The organism is Solirubrobacter soli DSM 22325, assembly GCF_000423665.1.
Classification (GTDB): Bacteria; Actinomycetota; Thermoleophilia; order Solirubrobacterales; family Solirubrobacteraceae; genus Solirubrobacter; species Solirubrobacter soli.
Genome location: NZ_KE384074.1, coordinates 21,866 through 42,019, shown reverse-complemented (window position 1 = coordinate 42,019; position 20,154 = coordinate 21,866). Strand labels below are relative to the sequence as shown.

At 72.3% G+C, this 20,154-nt stretch carries 15 protein-coding genes; 11 read left to right on the top strand and 4 right to left on the bottom strand.

The features are described 5' to 3' along the window. Positions 1–27: 27 nt before the first annotated feature. On the bottom strand, positions 28–672 hold the full coding sequence (locus G569_RS0142835; protein WP_028067963.1) for a response regulator transcription factor: 645 nt from the start codon (positions 670–672) through the stop codon (positions 28–30). Positions 673–712: 40 nt separating this feature from the next. Here G569_RS0142835 and G569_RS0142830 point away from each other — a divergent pair, with 40 nt between their 5' ends. Beyond that, positions 713–1,756 (top strand): hypothetical protein, encoded by a 1,044-nt coding sequence (locus G569_RS0142830; RefSeq protein WP_028067962.1) that lies wholly within the window; start codon positions 713–715, stop codon positions 1,754–1,756. On the opposite strand, the gene G569_RS0142825 is transcribed toward G569_RS0142830, so the two are convergent. Together G569_RS0142825 and G569_RS62115 are read right to left on the bottom strand one after the other, a co-directional pair. Further along, complete coding sequence (locus G569_RS0142825) at positions 1,744–4,965, bottom strand: ATP-binding protein (RefSeq protein ID WP_028067961.1); 3,222 nt, start codon at positions 4,963–4,965, stop codon at positions 1,744–1,746. The two genes, G569_RS0142830 and G569_RS0142825, sit on opposite strands and share 13 nt — an antisense overlap. A gap of 133 nt (positions 4,966–5,098) precedes the next feature. Further along, entirely contained in the window at positions 5,099–6,691 is a 1,593-nt protein-coding gene (locus tag G569_RS62115; protein WP_053227838.1) for an EAL domain-containing protein, read from the bottom strand. A gap of 185 nt (positions 6,692–6,876) precedes the next feature. On the opposite strand from G569_RS62115, the gene G569_RS56475 reads away from it, so the two are divergent. The 7 genes from G569_RS56475 to G569_RS0142785 are packed head-to-tail and all read left to right on the top strand — an operon-like array spanning position 6,877 to position 14,677. Continuing rightward, entirely contained in the window at positions 6,877–8,022 is a 1,146-nt protein-coding gene (locus G569_RS56475) for an aromatic ring-hydroxylating oxygenase subunit alpha (protein ID WP_053227837.1), read from the top strand. After that, positions 8,019–9,629: a phytoene desaturase family protein gene (locus tag G569_RS0142810; protein WP_028067960.1), complete on the top strand. Its 1,611-nt coding sequence runs from the start codon at positions 8,019–8,021 to the stop codon at positions 9,627–9,629. Before G569_RS56475 ends, G569_RS0142810 begins: the two co-directional genes overlap by 4 nt. A 34-nt stretch (positions 9,630–9,663) precedes the next feature. Next, positions 9,664–10,941 carry an ABC transporter substrate-binding protein gene (locus tag G569_RS56470; RefSeq protein WP_157592703.1) on the top strand — a complete coding sequence of 426 codons (1,278 nt, stop codon included), beginning with the start codon at positions 9,664–9,666 and terminating at the stop codon, positions 10,939–10,941. A 37-nt stretch (positions 10,942–10,978) separates the two neighbouring features. After that, positions 10,979–11,836, top strand: coding sequence for an ABC transporter permease (locus G569_RS0142800; RefSeq protein ID WP_169542381.1), 858 nt, complete (start codon positions 10,979–10,981; stop codon positions 11,834–11,836). Further along, positions 11,833–12,675, top strand: a complete 843-nt coding sequence (locus G569_RS56465; RefSeq protein ID WP_037503385.1) for an ABC transporter permease — start codon at positions 11,833–11,835, stop codon at positions 12,673–12,675. Before G569_RS0142800 ends, G569_RS56465 begins: the two co-directional genes overlap by 4 nt. Next, positions 12,672–13,724: an ABC transporter ATP-binding protein gene (locus G569_RS0142790; protein ID WP_028067958.1), complete on the top strand. Its 1,053-nt coding sequence runs from the start codon at positions 12,672–12,674 to the stop codon at positions 13,722–13,724. The genes G569_RS56465 and G569_RS0142790 overlap by 4 nt, the downstream gene beginning before the upstream one ends. Beyond that, on the top strand, positions 13,721–14,677 hold the full coding sequence (locus tag G569_RS0142785) for a TetR family transcriptional regulator C-terminal domain-containing protein (RefSeq protein ID WP_037503381.1): 957 nt from the start codon (positions 13,721–13,723) through the stop codon (positions 14,675–14,677). The genes G569_RS0142790 and G569_RS0142785 overlap by 4 nt, the downstream gene beginning before the upstream one ends. On the opposite strand, the gene G569_RS0142780 is transcribed toward G569_RS0142785, so the two are convergent. Continuing rightward, complete coding sequence (locus G569_RS0142780) at positions 14,655–15,251, bottom strand: TetR/AcrR family transcriptional regulator (RefSeq protein ID WP_028067956.1); 597 nt, start codon at positions 15,249–15,251, stop codon at positions 14,655–14,657. The two genes, G569_RS0142785 and G569_RS0142780, sit on opposite strands and share 23 nt — an antisense overlap. Before the next feature lie 17 nt (positions 15,252–15,268). Here G569_RS0142780 and G569_RS0142775 point away from each other — a divergent pair, with 17 nt between their 5' ends. The 3 genes from G569_RS0142775 to G569_RS0142765 are packed head-to-tail and all read left to right on the top strand — an operon-like array spanning position 15,269 to position 20,117. Further along, positions 15,269–16,390: an acyl-CoA dehydrogenase family protein gene (locus G569_RS0142775; RefSeq protein ID WP_028067955.1), complete on the top strand. Its 1,122-nt coding sequence runs from the start codon at positions 15,269–15,271 to the stop codon at positions 16,388–16,390. Beyond that, the gene (locus tag G569_RS0142770; RefSeq protein ID WP_028067954.1) at positions 16,390–18,537 is read left to right on the top strand and encodes a CoA-binding protein; all 2,148 of its coding nucleotides are present in this window, start codon (positions 16,390–16,392) and stop codon (positions 18,535–18,537) included. Before G569_RS0142775 ends, G569_RS0142770 begins: the two co-directional genes overlap by 1 nt. Next, a complete protein-coding gene (locus G569_RS0142765; protein ID WP_028067953.1) occupies positions 18,534–20,117 on the top strand; it encodes a phytoene desaturase family protein in 1,584 nt (527 codons plus the stop codon). The genes G569_RS0142770 and G569_RS0142765 overlap by 4 nt, the downstream gene beginning before the upstream one ends. Positions 20,118–20,154: the final 37 nt, after the last annotated feature.

Sequence of the window (20,154 nt, the reverse complement as noted above, 5' to 3'; positions counted from 1 at the left end):
CGCGTTTGCGTACCGCGGGGGGCGCTTTCAGGCGCGAAGGAAGGTGAGGACGGCCAGCACCCGGCGGTGATCGTCGGTGCCCGCCGGGATGTCGAGCTTCTCGAAGATGCTGGTCACGTGCTTCTGCACGCCGCGCTCGGAGATCTCCAGCCGGTCGGCGATGCCCTGGTTGGAGCGCCCCTCGGCCATCAGTTCGAGCACCTCGCGCTCGCGCGGCGTGATGTCGTCCAGCGGACCCGCGTCGCGGCGCTTGGAGAGCAGCTGCGAGACGATCGTCGGGTCCAGCGCGGAGCCCTGGTTGGCCACGCGGCGGATCGCGTCCGCGAAGTCGTCGAGGTCGGCGACGCGGTCCTTGAGCATGTACCCGATGCCCTCGGTCCCGCGGTCGAGGAGCTTCAGCGCGATCTGGATGTCCACGTGCTGGGAGAGCACCATCACGCCCACGTTCGGATGGCGCTCGCGGATCTTCAGCGCAGCCTGCAGGCCTTCGTCGGTGTGGGTCGGGGGCATCCGCAGGTCGACGACCGCGACCTCCGGGTTGTGCTCGCCGACCAGGTCGACCAGCGCGTCGCCGGTCTCCGCCTGGGCGACCACGTCGAACCCGGCCTCGCCGAGCAGCAGCGCCACGCCTTCGCGCAGGAGCATCGTGTCGTCGGCCAGGACCACGCGCATTGTGGGCGCGACAGTACCTGGGGTCGCTAGGGTCCGGCAAATGCTGTGGGAGCGCGTCAGGGATCTGCCATTGCTCGTCGAGGGGTACAGGCTCGAGAAGCTCGACGGGAACGAGCTCTACGGGTTCGACCGGATCACCACGCAGTACCGGCTCTTCGGGGGCGGGACGGAGGGCGTCGGCGAGGACGTCGGCCTCTTCGACGAGAACAGCGAGAAGCTGCACGCCTTGGGTCCGTATCTCGACCTGGCCGGCTCGTGGACGCTGGGGAGCTTCGTCGAGCACCTGGCGACCGTCGACCAGTGGACGGTCGCGCCGCCCGAGTGGGAGATGGCGCGCGCATGGCGCAACTGGGCGTTCGAGTCGGCGGCCTTGGATCTCGCGTTGCGCCAGGCGGGGGAGACGCTGCCGTCGGTGGTCGGCCGGCCGGTGGCGCCGCTGCGGTTCGTCAACTCGCTCGGGCTCGGCGATCCGGCGTCGTCCGACGGGATCGCCCGCCGCGTGGCGGCGAACCCGTCCGTCGGCTTCAAGCTCGACGCGGCGCCGGACTGGACGTCTTCGATCGTGTCGGAACTGGTCGAGCTCGGGTGTGTGGCGACGGTCGACTTCAAAGGGCGCTACGGGCTGCCGGTCGAGGACGAGGCCGCGTTGATCGCGATGTACCGGGTCGTGCTCGCGTCGTTCCCGGACGCGCTGTTCGAGGATCCGCACGAGCTCGAGGAGGTCGAGGCACTGCTCGAGCCTGTGCGCGACCGGCTCTCCTTCGACGCGCCGATCCACCGCGTGGGCGACATCACCACCCGCACGATCAACGTCAAGCCGTCGCGGATCGGCGGGCTGCGGCCGCTGTTCGAGATCTACGAGTGGTGCGCCGCGAACGGCGTCGCGATGTACGGCGGCGGCATGGGGGAGCTGGGGATCGGGCGCGGGCAGATCGAGCTGCTCGCGGCGGTGTTCCATCCGGACACGCCCAACGATGTCGCGCCGTCGGCGTTCAACGCGGCGGAGTTGGTCGACGGGCTGCCGGGAAGTCCGCTCGTTCTGGACGGGCTCGTCCCGGGCTTTCGCTGGGGCTACGAGACGTAGGCGCGTGAGCGGGCGGCGACGCCGGGCATGTCCAGCGCGTCCGCCTTCGCGGCGGCCTGCTGCAGGAGCTCGTGGTCGTCGCGGAGCTCGCCGAGGCGCTGCAGCGCGATCGTCGCCCGCGGCCTGGCGTTGATCCGCAGGTTCTCGGTGATCGATCGTCTCAGCCGCAGCTCGGCCTCGTCGGGGCGGCCGAGGGTGTCCGCGAGGCGTCCCAGGTAGTACTGCGTCGAGCCGAGGCAGATCCCGCCGCGCGCGACGACGCTGAACAGCCGCGCGTGGGGCGCGAGCTTGTCGTGCAGGCGGGCCGCCGACTCGCGGTCGCCGACGATCGCCGCCGCCTCGGCCAGCTCCCTCATCACGTGCCAGTTGACGGTGTCGGGGAGTTTCGCGTCGCGCATCACGTCGTTCAGGGCGTCGCGGGCGGCGTCGTGGTCGCCGTTCGCGGCGTCGAAGTACGCCAGGCACGTCAGCCACGCCCACGGTTGTGCCGAGGAGGCCGCCATCGCGACGTACCAGTCGCGGTCGATCTGGGCGTGGAGCCCGCGCACGTCGAGCGCGCTCTCGTGCTGGGCGCGGATCAGCCACGGCGCCATCGGGTCGTCCGCCTGCGCGGCGAGCATCAGCGCCTCCTGTCCGCTGCTCCGCGCGTCCGCCCAGCGGCCTTCGAGCTGGGCGAGCGCAGAGCGCCACAGGGGCACGAACCACCGGTAGTGCGCGAGCCCGACCTGGTCCGCGAGCGCCTCGTACGCGTCGATCTCGTGATCGAGCGCGGGGCGCAGGCCGAGCTCCATCAGGTCCACGACCCGCCAGTTGCGCCCCTGCAACACGCCCTCGCGATCGCCGGCCCGTTCGGCCGCCTCGATCATCTCGGTCGCGGCCTCGAGCCGTTCCTCGATCAGCTCAGGCGTCCAGCACGCGACCCGGCGGGCGTTGAGCGCGGCCGCCAGCGCCGCCGGGTCGTTCGCCTGCCGCGCATCCTCGACGGCCTCCGCGCTCAGCGCCTCGGCGCCCGCGCGGTCGGGGTAGTAGATCTCGATCGCCAACCGCGCCCTGAGCCGCGCGGCGAGCGCCTTCTCCTTGGCGGGGAGCCGGTGCAGCGCCTCCTCGAGCGCGCGCGTGACGTCCTGATCGGGCGCGTCCACGAGGACCCCGACCCCACCGTGCCCGAGCGCCGCACGGGCGAGCAACAGCGGGTCCTCGGTGCGCCGCGCGAGCGCCAGGACCTCACCGAACGCCTCCCGCGCCCTCGTCCGACAGCCCGCCCGATCCCGCGCCGCCCCGAGCGCAAGCAGGATGTCGCCGCGGCCCACTTCCCCGATCAAGGGGAGGGCGGCCTCGTAGTGCGAGGCCGCGTCGGCGTACGCGAGCATCTCCTCCGCCCCGCGGGCGGCCGCGAGCTCCGCCTCGACGAGCCGCTCGCGCGGGGCCAGCGCCCCCGCCGCGCGGACGTGCTTGACGATCTCGCCGGCGTCGCCGGTCTCACCGAGCACGTCCGCGATTCGCAGGTGCAGCCTTGCGCGGTGCGAGCGCGACAGCTCCGCCAGGACCGTCTCGGCGATCAGCGCGTGCGGGAACGCGTAGCGGTGCTCGCCGACGCGGGTCAGCAGGCCCGCGCCGATCGCGGCGTCGAGGCCGTCGAGCACCAGCTCGGGGGTGGAGAGGACGAGCGGCTCGAACTCGAGCCCTTGCGCGGCGCCGGTCCGCAGCACGCAGCGCGCCGCGTCGGGAAGCCGCGCGATCCGGCGGCCGATCACCTCCCGCACGCCCGGCGGCGTCGCACACCCCGGCCCGTGCTCGGCCTCCTCGCGCAGCAGCTCGTCGAGGAAGAACGGGTTCCCGCCGGTGCGCGCGCGGTAGACGCCGGCATCGCCGCCCGCCCGATGCCGCGCGAGCACGGCCGCGACCGCGTCCTCGTCGAGCCCGCCGAGCTCGAGTTGCAGCAGCGGCCCCTCGCGCCGCAGGTCCGCGACCGCGCGCGCCGCGTCGGGCGACAGCTCCGCCCGCCGCATCGAGATCGCCACCAGCACCCGCGCCCAGTGCGCCATCCGCGCGAGGTGGCGCAGCAGGTGCAGCGAGTCCGCGTCCGCCCACTGCAGGTCGTCGAGCACGAGCAGCACCGGCCGCGCCGCGGCCGTCTCCTCGAGCAGCACCCGCACCGCCTCGAACGCCCGATACCGCTCGGTCGCGGCGTCATCGAACTTAAAGGGGCCTGCCCCCTTTAGGTTCGGCAGGAGCCGCGTCAACGCGGGGTCGTCGAGCCGGTGGGCGCGTTCGACCGGTGGGAGCGCGGCGAGGTGGCGCTCGAGGGCCTCGACCCACGGCTGGTAGGGGAGGAGCCCGTGTTCATCGCTACGGCCGAACAGGACCGCGGCGCCATCGGCGTGGACGCGGCGGGCGAACTCGCCGAGCAGGGTCGTCTTGCCGATCCCGGGCTCGCCGGAAGCGATGGCGATCCGCAGCGCACCGGCACGCGCCTGGAGCCACGTCGCGCGCAGACGGCGCAACGGCGCCTCACGGCCCGCGGGCGTCGCCGTCCGCGCGAGCGGCGCCGGGAGCGGGCCCTGTGCCACGGCCGCCGAGGCGCCGACACGCCCGCGCCGGACCTCCTCGACCAGCGCCCGTGTCTCGGCGGACGGCGGCACCCGCAGCTCACGCCGCAACCGCTCGGCGAGCGCGTCCGCGACAGCCAGCGCGGCGGCCCGGTCGCCCGACTCGGCGAGCAGCCGGATCAGGTCGCGATGCGCGGCCTCCCCGAACGGCTCGTGCTCGACCCGCGCCCGAGTCCACCGGATCGCGGTCGCGACATCGCCGGCGCCCTCGGCGAGGCCGGCGAGCACGGCGCCGACCGCCGCCGCGTGCTCGTCCCGCGCCCGCAGCACCCAGTCCACGTCGAGCCCGGCCAACAGCTCGCCGCCGGCCGCCCCCGCCGCGCCCGCGAGGTCGCCCGCCGCCCGCAGCGCGGCGAACGCCTCGAGGTCCACCTCGGCGTGCAACTCCACACGGTCGCGCGTCGCCACCACCGGCTCGGCCGGCGCGAACGCCCGGCGCAGCTCATAGACCGCGTCCCGCAACGTCTTGCGCGCGCTCTCCTCGGCCACGTCCGGCCGCAGCACCCCCGCGAGGCGGGAGCGCGGGTGCGGCCCCGGGTGGACGGCGAGGAATGCGAGCAACTCGCGTGCGCGCGCATCGGCCGGGAGCCGCACCGGCACTCCGTCGACGTTCGCCGACAGCCCACCGAGGACCTGGATGAGAACTTGATGGGACAGGGTTGTTGAACAATCCCGAACCCGACGCCGGCTCGCGCGGGAGCAGGCACCCGAACGGCCCGTGCGGCCAGCCGAACTACGCGGCGAGCGTGAGCTGCTCGACCTCGGCGTCGATCGTGCCGAGGTTCGGGCGGGCGAGGTAGAAGCCCTGCCCGCAACCGACCGAGAGGCCGCGAAGGCAGCAGAGCTCGCTCTCGGACTCGATCCCCTCCGAGACCACGACCGCACCCACATCGGCGGCGAAGGCCACGATCGCGGAGGCGAGCGACTGGCGCACCGGGTCGTCGTCGATCCCGCACACGAGCGTGCGGTCCAGCTTGAGGATGTCCGGGTTGACCCGGGTGACGTGGCGGAAGGAGGCGAAGCCGGAGCCGACGTCGTCGACCGCGACCCGCACCCCCAACGCCCGCAGCCGGTCGAGCGACGCGGAAAGGGCGACGTAGTCCTCGACCGGCTGATGCTCGGTGATCTCGACGACCAACGGCCGATCGGTGCGATGCGCGGCGATCTCGAACGCCAGGTCGTCGTGCTCCAGCACGGCGGGCGAGACGTTCAGCGCGAGATAGCGCCCGGCCGGCAACCGGTCGTGCTCGCACTCCAACGCCTGGCGTATGACCGCCATCTCCAAACCCACGCCCAGATCGACCGCGTGGGCGTCGAGGAAGCAGCGCTCGGTCGGGATCGCGCCCCCGTCGGGATCGCGGAAGCGCGCCAGCGCCTCGGCGCCGACGACCCGCCCCGACGCGAGGTCGACGATCGGCTGGAACGCGACGTCGAGCCCGAACCCGTCGATCAGCGTCTGGATCCGGGCACGGATCCGGTCGCGGCGCTGCCGGTCGAGCGAGACCCGCTCCTCCTGCGCACGCGCCCGCTCGCGCTCGGCCATCAGGTTCGCGGTCAGTTCGTCCTCGAACTCCCGCAGTTTCTCGGCGACCGCGATGAACCCGACGAGCAGCCCCACGGCCGGGACCGCGAACTGCCCGGCACGCAGAGCGAGCGACGCCCACCACGCGCCCTCGAACGCCTGCGCCGCGACGACATAGGCCAACGCGTCCAACGCCGAGAGGCCGAGCATCGCGAGCACGCACGTGTCCCCCCAGGACACCGCGCGGCCGGCGCGCCGCCACCAGAGGGCGGCAGCGCCGGCCTGCGCGGCCACGATGACGGCGACGAGCACACGCATCGTGGGGGAGAACCCGTCACTCGACGCGAGGTCGCCGAGCGGGGTGGAGACAACGGCGGCCCAGGCGAGGAGGAGGGCACCCAGGCCGCCGAAGATCAACAGGGAGCGAAGTCGAGGCTCCAGGCCGGACAGCGCCAGCCCGGTGGCGGCGAGCAGCGCCACGTGCCAGAGCAGGTAGCGGGCCGCGGCGGCGTCCTCGCTCATCGCCACGGGCGAGCCGTCCGGGAACAGGCTCGGCGAAGAGAACAGCGTCAGCGCCAGCCCGAGCAGCGCGAGCGTCGTGCCGATCGCGATCCACGCGAGCCGGCCGTCGCCGGTCGCACGCGCGGAGGCGTACAGGAGATGGCTGACCAGCGCCGCGCAGACCACGGCCACGCACAGGACCGCCGGCACCACGGCGCTCGAGCGGCCGTCACCGCCGAGGAACGGCACCGCGGCCGCGACCAGCGCCATGACGACCGTCGCGCCGACGAGACGCAAGGTCACGGAAACGGACGGCCGGGCTGTCAACAAAGGAGACATGTGCGCCTTACGTGGGGTGCGCGCTGGACACAACTCCCAAACGCGAGCGAGCGTCCAGACTTGCGCGTACGGACCAAACTGACTTTGTTGCCAGTTGCACAAGCGGGTGGTAGGGTTCGCCCCGGTCGAACCTCGAAGGGAGCTGCCGCGTGACCGTGATCAACCCCGATCTCCCGCTCTCCGCCGCGGATGTCGAGCGCACGTGCCTGCCGCTGGAGCAGGCGACGATGCTCCCGGGAGCGGCGTACACGGACTACGCGGTCTTCCAGTGGGAACGTGCCAACTTCTTCCGTCAGGGCTGGATCTGCGCCGGTCACATCGAGCAGGTGGCGAGCCGCGGGCAGTTCCTCACGATCGAGGCCGGCGGCGAGAACGTGCTCGTCGTGGGGGATGACGACGGGCTCCCGCGCGCGTTCCTGAACACGTGCCGGCACCGCGGCGCGCGCCTGGTCATCCAGCCCTACGGCACGCTGCGTCGCATCCAGTGCCCGTACCACGCCTGGACCTACGGCTTCGACGGCAGCCTCAAGAACGCGCCGTTCACGGGCGGCCTCGACAACTTCGACCCGAAGTGCTTCTCGCTGCACGAGGTCCGCCTCGCGGTCGTCGAAGGGCTCGTCCTGCTCGACCTCTCCGGCGAGGCGCCGCCGCCGCAGGCCCACATCGGCGACCTCGCCCCGATGCTCGCGCAGTACCGCAACGCCGAGCTCAAACGCGGCGCGCGCAAGGTGTACGACGTCGGCGCCAACTGGAAGGCGATCGGCGAGAACTACAGCGAGTGCCTGCACTGCCCGGGCGTGCATCCGGAGCTGAACCGGCTCAGCCACTACCTCTCCGGCGAGACGATCGAGGGCGCCGGCCTGTGGTGTGGCGGCTCGATGACGCTCGCCGAGGGCGTGGAGGACATGACCGTCGACGGCGCCCGCACGCGCGCGCCGATCGACGGCGTCGACGTGCGCTCGATCCTCTACTTCCTGATCTTCCCGAACACGCTGGTGTCGCTGCACCCGGACTACGTGATGCTGCACACGCTGTGGCCGAAGGGCCCGGACCGCACCGAGGTCGTGTGCGAGTGGTTCTTCGAGCCCGAGGCGATCGAGGCGCCGGACTTCGACTCGTCCGACGCCGTCGAGTTCTGGGACCAGGTCAATCGCGAGGACTGGGAGGTGTGCGAGCTCACGCAGCGCGGCATGAGCTCGCCCTCGTTCACGCCCGGCCGCTACACGACGCAGGAGGACGACGTGCACACGTTCGACGTGATGGTCGCCGAGCGCTACCTGGAGGCGCTGCGATGAGCGACTTCGACGCGATCGTCGTCGGCGGCGGCCACAACGGCCTGACCGCGGCCGCCTACCTCTCGCGCGCGGGTCTGCGCGTCTGCGTCCTGGAACGCCGCGATCTGCTGGGCGGCGCCTGCGTGACCGAGGAGATCTCTCCCGGCCGCCGCGTGTCCAGAGCGTCGTACGTGGTGAGCATGCTGCGCCCGCAGGTGGTCGCCGACCTCGAGCTCAAGCGCTTCGGCTACGACCCGATCCCGCTCGACCCGCCGTTCGCCACCTTCGCCGCGAACGGCACCCCGATCCTGTTCCACAACGACGACGCCAAGGCCCAGGCCTCGCTCGCCCGCGTCTCACCGAAAGACGCCGCCAAGATGCCCGAGTTCGACGCGATGATGGAGCGCGTCGCCGACGTCCTGCGCCCGATGATGCTCAAGCCGCCGCCCGCGCTCGGCTCCAGGCACCCGGGCGACGTGCTCGAGCTGCTGCGCGAGGCGGGCCGCGCCGCCGGGCTCTCCCGAAGAGGGCTGCAGGAGCTCTATCGCGTGATGACGATGTCCGTCGGCGACCTGCTCGACGACTGGTTCTCCAACGACGCCCTCAAGGGCGCCTACGCCAGCACCGGCGTGGTGGGCGTCTGGGCGGGCCCGCGGACCCCCGGCACGGCCTACAACCTCCTGCACCACGAGCTCGGCGAGCTCGACGGGGTCGGCGGCGCCTGGGGTCACGTCAAGGGCGGGATGGGGGCGATCTCCGAGGCGATCGCGGCCAGCGCCCGCGCGTTCGGCGCGACCGTCCGCACGCACGCGCCGGTCGCGAGCATCGACGTGCGCGACGGCCGCGTGCAGGGCGTGACCCTGGAGGACGGCGAGACGATCACCGCGGACATCGTGATGTCCGGCGCGCACCCGAAGACGACCGTCCTGGACCTCGTCGGCGGCGAGCACTTCCCGGAGGAGGTCGTCACCGACATGGAGCGCTACCGCTCGCGCGGCGGCTCCGTGAAGGTCAACTGGATCCTGAGCGAGCCGCCGAGGTTCTCCGACGACGCGCTGATGCACACGAGCCTCGCGATCTGCCCGAGCATCGACTACCTGGAGCGCGCCTGGCAGGACGCGACGCTCGGCAAGCCCGCCGCCGCGCCGTACATCGAGGTCGAGGTGCCGACGGCGATCGATCCCTCGCTGACCGACGACGGCACGACCGTGATGACGATGTTCACCCAGTACGGCCCGCACGACGAGGCCGGCTGGCCGGACGGCGCCCGCGAGGCCTACGCGCAGCGCTGCCTGGAGATCGTCGCCCAGCACGCGCCCAACGTCCGCGACGCCGTCGTGCACTACGAGGTCCTCGCGCCGCCGGACCTGGAGCGGATCTTCGGCCTCGTCGGCGGCTCGATCTTCCAGGGCGAGCAGGGCCTGGACCAGATGGCGTTCATGCGCCCGACGCCGCTGCTCTCGCGCTACTCGACGCCCGTCCACGGCCTCTATCTGTGCGGCGCCGGGACGCACCCGGGCGGGGGCGTGATCGCCGCCGCCGGCCACAACGCCGCCCAGCGCGTCCTGAAGGACCGCCGCAAGCGCCGTTTCACTGAACGCCCGTTCAAGCTGCTCAGTCGAGCTTGACACGATAGTCACAAACAGTCAGGATCGAGGAGTCTTGAACGAGCCTTCAGGACTGTCGAGGAGGGGACTGCTCGCGGGCGCCGGAGCGTTGCTGGCCGGGGCGAGCCTGACGGGGTGCGAGAACACCACGACGCCCGTCGCCACCGCCGAGGGGTCGTCCGGCAACGGGATCATGGGCGATCCCACCGCCGGCGGGCCGGTCGACGCCGCGGGCATCCCGCTCTCGCGCCGCGACTATCCGGTCACGCTGCCGAAGGTCGGCGAGCCGGTGGAGGCGACCAAGCCCGAGTCCGGCGGCGAGCTGCAGATCTACAACTACGCCGACTACCTGAACCCGGAGGTCATCAAGGCCTTCGGCAAGCAGGAGAACGTGTCGGTGCGGGTGACCACGTTCAACTCGCTCGACGAGGCGTTCACCAAGCTCTCGACCGGGCGGCTGCGCTTCGACGTCATCTTCACCGCGCCCGACCACCTCTCGCGGCTCGTCGGCCGCAAGCTGGTCCAGCCGCTCAATCTCGACCTCGTCCCGAACCTGAAGACCGAGGTCTGGCCCGAGCTGCAGGACCCGTTCTACGACCTCGGCCCGCGCTACTCGGTGCCGTACACGCTGTACACGACCGGGATCGGCTGGCGCAACGACGAGATCAAGGCGTTCGACCCGGCCGAGCTCGGCTGGGAATCGTTCTGGAAGTCGGAGCCGTACCGCGGGCGCGTGGGGGTGCTCGACGACTCGCGCGAGGGCATCGGGATGGCGCTGATGTACCGCGGCGTGACCGACCTCAACACCGAGAACCCGGTGCTGCTCAAGCGCGCGTCCGAGGATCTGAAGGAGCTCAACGAGATCGCGCGCGTGAAGGTGACGATCACCGGCTACGAGACGCTCCCCGCCGGGCGCATGTGGCTCAACCAGGTCTGGTCGGGCGACATGCTCAACGCCGTCATCTCGTACCTGCCCGAGGGAACCACCGGGGAGGTCCTCTCCTACTGGACCCCGTCGTCAGGCGGGCCGGTGTTCAACGACTGCATCTGCGTCGGCGCCGAGGCCGAGAAGCCGGTGATGGCGCACCGGTTCATGAACTACATGCTCGACCCGAAGAACGCGCTGGAGAACTTCACGGGGTACGTGGGCTACCAGCCGCCGATCACCAAGATCGACGCGCAGGCGCTGTTCGAACAGCAGTTGCTGCCGCAGAACCTCTCGAACTGCGTCGTCACGCGGGAGGAGTACGCGAACGGCAACGCCTACCTCGCCCTGACGGCCGCGGGCCGACGCGCCTGGGACCAGAACTGGGACGCGTTCCGCAACGGATGAGATGAAGCGCGCCTGGGGCTTCTTGACAGTGCCGGGGATGGCGTGGCTCGCCGCGTTCTTCCTCGTGGCGTTCTACGCGATCGTCGCGGTCGGGTTCGGGAACATCACCGACCTCTACGAGCCGGTCCCGCACTGGAACCCGCTCGACTGGAACGTCGGCTACATCTGGCAGGCGATCACCGACGTCGTGCCGGGCGGGCGGACGTGGGGCGTGTTCGTCCGCACGATCGTCTACGTCGTCGTCGCGGTGCTCCTGTCGCTGGCGATCGGCTACCCGGTCGCCTACTACGTCTCGCGGCAGGCGCACGGCAAGACGAAGGCGCTCCTGCTCGTCCTGCTGGTCGCGCCGTTCTGGATCTCGTACCTGATGCGGATGTTCGCGTGGACGAACCTGCTGGCGACCGGCGGGTACGCGGCGGACGTGCTCAACGCGCTGTCGATCGACCGCGTGTTCTCGGCGCTTGGGCTCTTGGATGGCAACGACTGGCTCGGCGGGCAACCGATCGCGGTGATCCTCGGGCTCGTCTACGGCTACGTGCCCTACCTGATCCTGCCGCTGTACGCCTCGCTGGATCGGATCGACCAGCGGCTGATCGAGGCCGCGCGCGACCTGGGCGCGCCGCCGGCCTCGGCGTTCCGGCGCGTCGTGCTCCCGCTCAGCAAGGCGGGGACGCTGGGCGGGATCGTGCTGATCGCGCTGCCGATGTTCGGCGACTATTACACGCCGGACCTGATGTCGGGCTCGCCGAAGACCGCGCTGCTCGGCAACACGATCAACAACTACGTCCAGGGCGGGCCGGACAAGGCGCTCGGCGCTGCTTTGACGCTGCTGTTGAGCGCGTTCCTCCTCGTCTTCATGGTCTATTACCTGCGAGTCCTGCGGAGCGAGCAATGAGGCGGATCCGCGTGCTCCCGGCGGTGACGTGGATCTATGTGGCATGGTCGCTCCTGCCCGTGCTGCTGGCGATCAGGTTCGCGTTCAACGAGGGCCGCTCGCGGACGTCGTCGCAGGGGTTCTCGCTGCGGTGGTTCTGGACGGATCCGACGCTGAGCGTGCGCAACGACCCGACGCTGTGGGCCGCGCTGCAGCACTCGCTCGTGCTCGCGGGCCTGGCGATGCTGATCGCCACACCGCTGGGCACCGCGCTGGCGATCGGCCTGCAGCGGTGGCGCGGGCGCGGCTCGGGGGTCTCGAACATCCTGATGCTGCTGCCGCTGGTCACGCCCGAGCTGGTGTTCGCCGTCGGCCTGTTCCTGCTGTTCACCTCCGCGTTCGGCTTCATCGGCCTGGGCACGACCGCGCAGGTGATCGGGCACGTGACGTTCTCGCTTTCGTGGGTCGTGCTGATCGTGCGCGGGCGGCTGGTGATGATCGGCAACGACGTCGAGGAGGCCGCGGCCGATCTCGGGGCGCCGCAGCGGGAGGTGCTGCGGCGCGTGCTGCTCCCGCTGCTGGCGCCGGCGATCGCGGCGGCGATGCTGAGCACGTTCGCGCTCTCGATCGATGACTTCGTGGTCGCGCAGTACATGGCCTCGGGCGCCGACACGACCACGGTGCCGATGCGGATCTACGCCACGGCGCGCGCCGCGCCCACGCCCGCCTTGAACGCGCTGGCGACGGTGATGCTCGTGCTCTCGCTGCTGGCGCTGACGCTGGCGTGGTTGGTGTTCAAGCGCTTCGCGCGCGGTCAGGAGGCGTCGGTGAGCACGTTCGCGGCGGGAACGGCCCAATGACCCGGGGCCAGATCGACCTCGACCAGCTGACCAAGCGCTACGGCGACGTCGTGGCGGTCGACGGCATCGACCTGCACATGCCGGGCGGCGAGTTCTTCACGATGCTCGGCCCGTCGGGGTGCGGGAAGACGTCGACCCTGCGGCTGATCGCGGGGTTCGAGAAGCTGGACTCCGGGGCGATCAAGCTCGACGGGGTCGACATGGCGGACAAGCCGCCGCACAAGCGGCCGGTCAACACGGTCTTCCAGTCCTACGCCCTGTTCCCGCACATGACGGTCGCGCAGAACGTGGCGTTCGGGCTGCGCTATCAGAAGTGCTCGAAGGCGGACATGGCGCGGCGGGTCGGCGAGGCGATGGAGATGGTGCAGCTGGGCGCCTTGGGGGAGCGGCGTCCGGGTCAGCTGTCCGGTGGCCAGCAGCAGCGAGTGGCGTTGGCGCGGGCGATCGTGCTCGCCCCGCCGGTCCTGCTGTTGGACGAGCCGTTGGGCGCGTTGGACGCGCGGCTGCGGGTCGACCTGCAGGTCGAGCTCAAGCGCATCCAGGAGACGCTCGGGATCACGTTCGTCTACGTCACCCACGACCAGGACGAGGCGCTGACGATGAGCGACCGCGTCGCGGTCATGCGCAACGGGCGGGTCGAGCAGTGCGACGAGCCGCGGGTGCTCTACGAGGAGCCGCGGACCGCGTTCGTGGCGAACTTCCTCGGCGCGTCGAACCTGATCCCCGCGGTCGTCTCCGAGGGTGGCTTGCGCGTGGGCGAGTTCTCGCTGCGCGCGAACGTCAACGGACAGACCGGCGACGCGCTGGCGATGATCCGGCCGGAGCGGGTGCGGCTCGAGCCGCACGGGTCCGGCGGCGAGAACCGGCTTCCGGGCATGGTGGAGGCGGTCGTCTACCTGGGCTTCCACCAGGACGTGCGGGTGCGGCTGGCTTCGGGCGCCTTGGTGCGGTGCGACGTCCCCAATGACGGCACCCTCGTCGAGCACGCCTCCGGCGACCCGGTGAGCGTGCACCTCCCGGCGGAGTGCCTGCGGGTCCTGGAGCCATGAGGCGGCGCGAGGAGTTGGTGACCGCGGCCCGCCGGGTGATCGGCCGCGACGGCTTCGCCGCGGCGACGGTGGGGGAGATCACCCGCGAGGCGGGCGCGTCGCTCGGGTTGCTCAACTACCACTTCGGGTCCAAGGACGAGGTCGTCGCGGAGGCGTTCGCGGCTGCCGCGCGGGAGGATCTCGCGTCGCTGGAGGCGATCTCGCGCCGCTTCGAGGACCCGCCCGAGCGCCTCGCGGCGTACTTGGACCAGTCCGAGTGGGCGGACGCCGACTCCTGGCGGCTGTGGGTGGACGCGTGGGGCGAGTCGGTGCATTCGCCGTTGGTGCGGGACACGCTGGGGCGCTTCGACGTCGGCTGGCGCGCGGTGCTCGCCGAAGTGTTGGAGGACGGCGTCCGCCAGGGGTGCTGGGCGTGCGAGGACGTCCAGGACACCGCCGCGCGGCTGGTCGCCGTGATCGACGGCATCGGCCTGCACACGACCGTCCACGGCGAGGACGTCCCGCCGGGCCGCGCCGCTTCGTGGGCACGGCGGGTGGCCGAGCTCGAGCTGGGCGTGACGCTGCCCTCGCCGCCGGCGCCGGTCGTGGTCGAGTCGGCGTCCGTCCATCGCGTGCGTATCGAGGTCCGCGCCCGCGACCTCGACGCGGCCGGCCACGTCGACCCCGCGGTGCTCTTCACGTTCCTGGAGGAGGCGCGAGCGGCCTGGCTGGGCCCGCGCCTGCCGGACGCGGTCGTCACGCACGTCGCGGTCGGCTACCGCCGGCCGCTCGGCCGCAAGCCGGTCACGGTGACCTGCACGCTGGACGCCGTCGGCCGCGCGTCGTTCCGCACCCGCGAGACGGTGGCGGACGGCGAAGGCGTCGCGGTCGAGGCCGCGACGACGCTGGAGGTCCCGGGCCGCGCGCTCAAGCCGGCCGAACGCGACGCGCTCAGAGCCCCAGCTCGTGACTGACGGCGTCCCAGATCTCTTCCCGCGCGCGCTCGATCGGCATCGCCGGGTCGTCCGTCAGCGCCCGGATGCCGTAGCCGTCGATCAGCGCCAGCAGGCGGTCGATCGTCCGACCCGGGTCGGCCACGGTGAACTCGCCGGACTCGACGCCCTCCGCGATCGTCTCCCCGAACCACTGGTGCATGCGCGCGTACAGACGCGCCGCGGTGGGACGCAGTTCGGGGCGGCGTGCGGCGTGCAGCCACAGCTCGACCCACAGCAGCCAGTCGTCGCGCAGCGAGCCCTCGGCGGGCAGGCACTGATCGATCATGCTCTGGAGGCGCGCCGCGGCGGGCGCGGGCTCGTCGTCCGGGCCGATGCGGATCGTGCCGGCGAGCTCGTAGGAGTGCTCGAGCGCCTCCGCCAACAAGGCGTCGCGGGTGGCGAAGTGGTAGTGCAGCAGCGAGGGGGAGACGCCCGCCTCCTGCGCGATGCGCGCGATGCGGACGTCGTTGATGCCCTCACGCGCGACGAGTTTCACGGCCGCGTCCAGGATTCGTGCCCGGGCGCTGGCCCGCGCGGCCGCTCTGGCTTCCACGAGGAGGACCCTAAGGCATGACTGCTGCGGAGCGGGCGAAGGCGTTCGTGGACGAGATCCTGATCCCGCGCGAGGTCGACGCGGAGCTCGGGCGGATCACGCCGGAGGACGTCGCGCTGATCAAGGAGGAGGCGCTCGCGCGCGGGATCTCCGGCAGCCTGCACTCGCGCGAGCACGGCGGTCAGGGGTGGTCGCACGTCGAGTGGTTCGAGGTCGAGGAGCAGTTCGGGCGCTCGACGAACGCGTTGTCGTGGCACGTCCCGACCGCGTACAACGTGCTGGCCCATGGGTCGGCTGCGCAGATCGAGCGCTGGCTCAAGCCCGCGTTGCGGGGCGAGCTGCACGACGCGTACGCGGTGACCGAGGCGGGGGCGGGATCGGACCCGTCGGGGATCGAGACCACCGCGACCCGCGTGGACGGCGGCTGGCGGATCGACGGCGAGAAGTGGTTCGTGACCTACGGCGACGTCGCGGCGGTGTTCATCGTCATGGCGCTGGCGCCGTCGCCGACGCTCTTCCTCGTCGAGGCGGGCCTCACGGGGATCTCCGTCGTCGACGACCCGCCCTTCACCCACACCTATCCGCACGGGCATCCGACGATCCGCTTCGACGGCGTCGTCGTGGGGGAGGACGCGGTGATCGGCGGGCTCGGCGGGGGCGACGAGCTCCAGCGCGCATGGTTCGCCGAGGAGCGTCTCGGGATCGCCGCCCGCGGCTGCGGCGCGATGCTCCGCCTGCTCGAGGAGACCACCGCGTGGGCGATCGAGCGCGAGCAGGGCGGCGCGCGGATCATCGACCACCAGGGCGTCTCGTTCCCACTGGCCGACTCCGCCGCCGACGCGGCCGCGGGCCGGCTCCTCGGCCTGGAAGTGGCGCGGCTCGCCGACGCGGGCGCCGACCCGAAGCTGATCCACGCCAAGGCGTCGATGGCGAAGCTCTTCGTGTCCGAGGCCGCCAACCGCTGCGCCGACCGCTGCCTGCAGATCTTCGGCGGCCGCGGCTACACCCGCGTCAACGTCGCCGAGCGCTTCTGGCGCGAGCTGCGCGTCGACCGCATCTGGGAGGGCACGAGCGAGATCCAGCGGCTGATCGTCGCCCGCGCCCTCGAACGCCGCGGTGTCGAGCGGGTGCTGCACTGATGGCAACCCGCGACGCCGCCGCGACGCCCGCCGCCGCGCCGCCCGACCGCGGCTCGCCGCCCGACGCCGCCGCTCCGCCCCACCGCGGCTCGCCGCCCGACGCCGCCGCGCCGCCCCACCGCGGCTCGCCGCCCGACGCCGCCGCGCCGCCCCACCGCGGCTCGCCGGCCGCCCACGGCGCGGCGCCGCCCGCGCGGCGCGACCTCTCGCGCCTCTTCGCGCCCGCCTCCATCGCCGTCGTCGGCGCGTCGGAGCGCCCCGCGTCCTACGGCGGCGAGGCGCTGCTCAACCTCGCGCGGCTCGGCTACCCCGGCCGCGTCTACGCGGTCAACCCGCGCCGCCCGAACGTGCACGGCGTCGCGGCCTATCCGTCGTTGCTCGACCTCCCGGAGGCGCCGGACGCGGTCGTCGTGGCGATCCCCGCCGCGGACGCACCCGACGTCGTGGCCACGGCGCGCGGCATGGGCTGCGGCGGCGCGGTCGTCTTCTCCGCGGGGTTCGCCGAGGCGCGCGAGGACGAGCTGCAGGCGGCGCTCGCGGCCGCGGCCGACGGCTTCCCGGTCTGCGGCCCGAACGGGAACGGGATCATCTCGCTCCCCGATCGCGTCGCCCTCTGGGGGGACACGGTGGAGCCCCGCGAGGCCGGCCCGGTCGCGCTGATCTCGCAGTCCGGCAACGTCGCGGTCAACGCGCTCGCCTCGCGCCGCGGCCTGCGGCTGCACACCGTCATCTCCTGCGGCAACCAGGCCGTGCTCGACGCCACCGACTTCCTCGAGGCGGTGTGCGAGCGCGACGGGGTCCGTTCGGTCGCCCTCTACCTGGAGGCCGACGGCGACGGCGCCCGCTGGTGCGCAGCGCTGCAGAAGGCCGCCGCGGCGAACATCCGCGTCGCCGTCCTGAAGGCGGGCCGCTCCCGGGCGGGCGCGGCCGCCGCGGTCGCCCACACCGGCGCGCTCGCGGGCGACCAGCGCGTCTTCCGCGCGCTGTTCGAGGAGCTGGGCGCCGCCTGGGCCGAGGACCCGCACGACCTCCTGGAGCTCGCGAAGGCGCTCGCCGCGCCGCGTCGCCCAACGCGTGCCGGCGACGGCCCGGCGCCGACCGGCGCCGCGCGGCCGGCCGACCCGGCCGCGGCCGGCAACGGCCCGGCGCCGACGGGCGTGGCCGTCATGACGTGCTCCGGAGGCGACTCCGCCGTCGCGGCGGACCTCGCGGCCGAGCTCGGCGTCGACCTGCCCGACCTCGCGCCCGCGACGCTCGCCCGCCTCGACGCCGTCCTGCCCGCGGCGGCCACGGCGGGAAACCCCCTCGACTACACCGCGCTGCTCTGGGATGAGCCGGAGAAGCTCACCGAGCTCATCGAGGCACTGAGCGACGACCCCGCGATCGGGCGCGTGCTGGTGCTCTACGACGCGGCCAGCGACGCCGAGGACTGGGCGGCCGTCCTCACCGCCGTTCAGAACGCCACCGGCGACGTGACGGTCGCCTCGACGCTCCCCGAGCTCGTCTCCGCGGGCGCGATCGCCGGCCTGCGCAGCGGGATTCGCGCGATGCAACCGCTCCGCGCGCCCCGCCGCCTCGACACCCGCACCGACGCCGGCCGGCTGATCGGCGAGGCCGAGGCCAAACACCTTCTACGCGACGCCGGCGTCCCGATCGTCGACGGCGAGGTCACCGACGACGCCGTCACGACCTGGCGCCGCCTCCAAGGCCCCGTCGCCGTCAAGCGCCTCAACGTCACCCATAAGGCGCGCGAGGGCGGCGTCGTCCTCGACCTGAACGATGAGAACGCGATCCGCGCGGCCCAAACACGGCTCGGCCGAACCGTCCTCGTCGAGCGGATGGCGCCGCGGGGCACCGAGGTCCTCGTGGCGATCCGGCGCGACGGCCTCGTCCCCGTCCTGCTTCTCGGCGCCGGCGGCGTCCACACCGAGCGGCTCGACGATGTCGCCGTCGTCCCGCTCCCCGCGGACGCGACCCGCATCGCCGAAGCGCTCGAAACGCTCCGCACCCCGATCGAACCGAAGCCCGTCATCGCGCTCGCGCTCCAGCTCCAGCAGCTGCCCTACGCGCTGATCGAGCTGAACCCCGTGATCGTCCACGGCACCCACGCCGTGGCCGTCGACGCACTGGCCCAGGAGGCCTCATGAACGAGATCGCAGCCAAGCTGGGGGAGGTCGGGCTCCCGAAACCGGTCAAGGAGCTCGCGGCGCAGCACTGGGACGCGGTGATCGTCGGCGGCGGCCACAACGGCCTCACCGCGGCCGCGTACCTCGCGAAAGCGGGCCAGAGCGTCCTCGTCCTGGAGCGAAGGGAACGCCTCGGCGGCGCCTGCACCCTCGAGCGCCCGTTCCCGGACCAGCGCTACAGCGTCAGCCCCTGCGCGTACGTCGTCGGCCTCCTCGACGCGCTCGTGATCGACGAGCTGCAGCTCCGGCAACGCGGCTTCGAGTGCTACGTCGCCGACCCCAACCTGTGGGTGCCGTTCGAGGACGGCACGAGCTTCGGCCAGTGGCTCGACGACGCGAAGACCCAGCGCAACCTCGAGGACCTCAACGTCTCGGCCAAGGACATCGAGGGCTACTGGGCTTACGAGCACATCTTCGACGAGGTCCGCCAGCGCCTGCGCACGCGCGGCCGCGACACGTGGGTCGGCGACACGCCCACCCGCGAGGAGATCGAGGACCTCCTGCACGGCGAGCAGACGATGATCGACATCGTCTTCCACGCCAGCATCGCCGACGTCCTCGACGACTACATCTCAGATCAGCGGCTCAAGGACGCGCTGTTCGGCCAGGGCGTGATCGCCGCCTACGGCGGCCCGAAGGACCCGGGCACGGCCTCGATCAAGCTCATGCACTATCAGGGCGACCTCGAGGGTCAGGGCCCGGTGTGGGGCTACGTCAAGGGCGGCATGGGGATGATCAGCTTCGCGATCGCCGACGCCGCCCAGGAGGCCGGCGCGACGCTCGCGACCGGCGTCCCCGTCGCCGAGATCACCCCCGGCGAGGGCGTCACGCTCGAGGACGGGACGGTCATCCGCGCCCGCACGATCCTCTGCAATGCGGACCCGAAGCGGGCCCTGAACCTCCTCACCGAGGTCCCCGACGACTACCGGCAACGACTCGAAGCCTGGAAGATCCGCAGCCCCGTCGTGAAGTTCAACGCGGCGCTGACCGCGCTCCCCGACTGGACCGCGGCGCCCGGCGAGTCCTGGCCCGCTCGCGCGACGATCGACGTCACCGACGGTCTCGACGCGGCGCAGGCCGCCTTCGAGCGCTGCGCCCGAGGCGAGCCGGCCGTGGGCTTCGGCGAGATCTACATCCAGACCGGCTACGACCAGACGCCCGCCCCGGAGGGCCGCCACCTGCTGAGCGTCTTCGGCCAGTACGCGCCCTACGACATGGACTGGTCAACGCGCCGGGACGAGGTGGCCAAGCAGTTCATCGACCTGATCGCCCGCTTCGCGCCCAACTTCCCCGACGTGATCGAGAGCTATGTGGTCCTCGGCCCGCCCGACATCGAGGAGCGGATCGGCCTCACCCAGGGCAACATCTTCCAGGGCGAAGTCACCCCGGACCAGATGTGGGAGCACCGCCTGGCGCCGCGGACGCCGATCGACGGCTTCTACTTCTGCGGCGCGGCGACCCACCCGGGCGGCAGCGTGATCGCGCTGAATGGGCGCAACGCCGCCATGGCCGTTCTGGCCGACGCGAAGGTGGTCGCCTAGTCCGGAACTGTTCCAGAGTCGTGGAAGTCCGCCCGGG

What these genes read in the sequence shown, in the direction of transcription:
- G569_RS0142835 (WP_028067963.1), bottom strand. Translation starts at nt 672, where the DNA reads ATGCGCGTGGTCCTGGCCGACGACACGATGCTCCTGCGCGAAGGCGTG.
- G569_RS0142830 (WP_028067962.1), top strand. Translation starts at nt 713, where the DNA reads ATGCTGTGGGAGCGCGTCAGGGATCTGCCATTGCTCGTCGAGGGGTAC.
- G569_RS0142810 (WP_028067960.1), top strand. Translation starts at nt 8,019, where the DNA reads ATGAGCGACTTCGACGCGATCGTCGTCGGCGGCGGCCACAACGGCCTG.
- G569_RS0142800 (WP_169542381.1), top strand. Translation starts at nt 10,979, where the DNA reads ATGGCGTGGCTCGCCGCGTTCTTCCTCGTGGCGTTCTACGCGATCGTC.
- G569_RS56465 (WP_037503385.1), top strand. Translation starts at nt 11,833, where the DNA reads ATGAGGCGGATCCGCGTGCTCCCGGCGGTGACGTGGATCTATGTGGCA.
- G569_RS0142790 (WP_028067958.1), top strand. Translation starts at nt 12,672, where the DNA reads ATGACCCGGGGCCAGATCGACCTCGACCAGCTGACCAAGCGCTACGGC.
- G569_RS0142785 (WP_037503381.1), top strand. Translation starts at nt 13,721, where the DNA reads ATGAGGCGGCGCGAGGAGTTGGTGACCGCGGCCCGCCGGGTGATCGGC.
- G569_RS0142775 (WP_028067955.1), top strand. Translation starts at nt 15,269, where the DNA reads ATGACTGCTGCGGAGCGGGCGAAGGCGTTCGTGGACGAGATCCTGATC.
- G569_RS0142770 (WP_028067954.1), top strand. Translation starts at nt 16,390, where the DNA reads ATGGCAACCCGCGACGCCGCCGCGACGCCCGCCGCCGCGCCGCCCGAC.
- G569_RS0142765 (WP_028067953.1), top strand. Translation starts at nt 18,534, where the DNA reads ATGAACGAGATCGCAGCCAAGCTGGGGGAGGTCGGGCTCCCGAAACCG.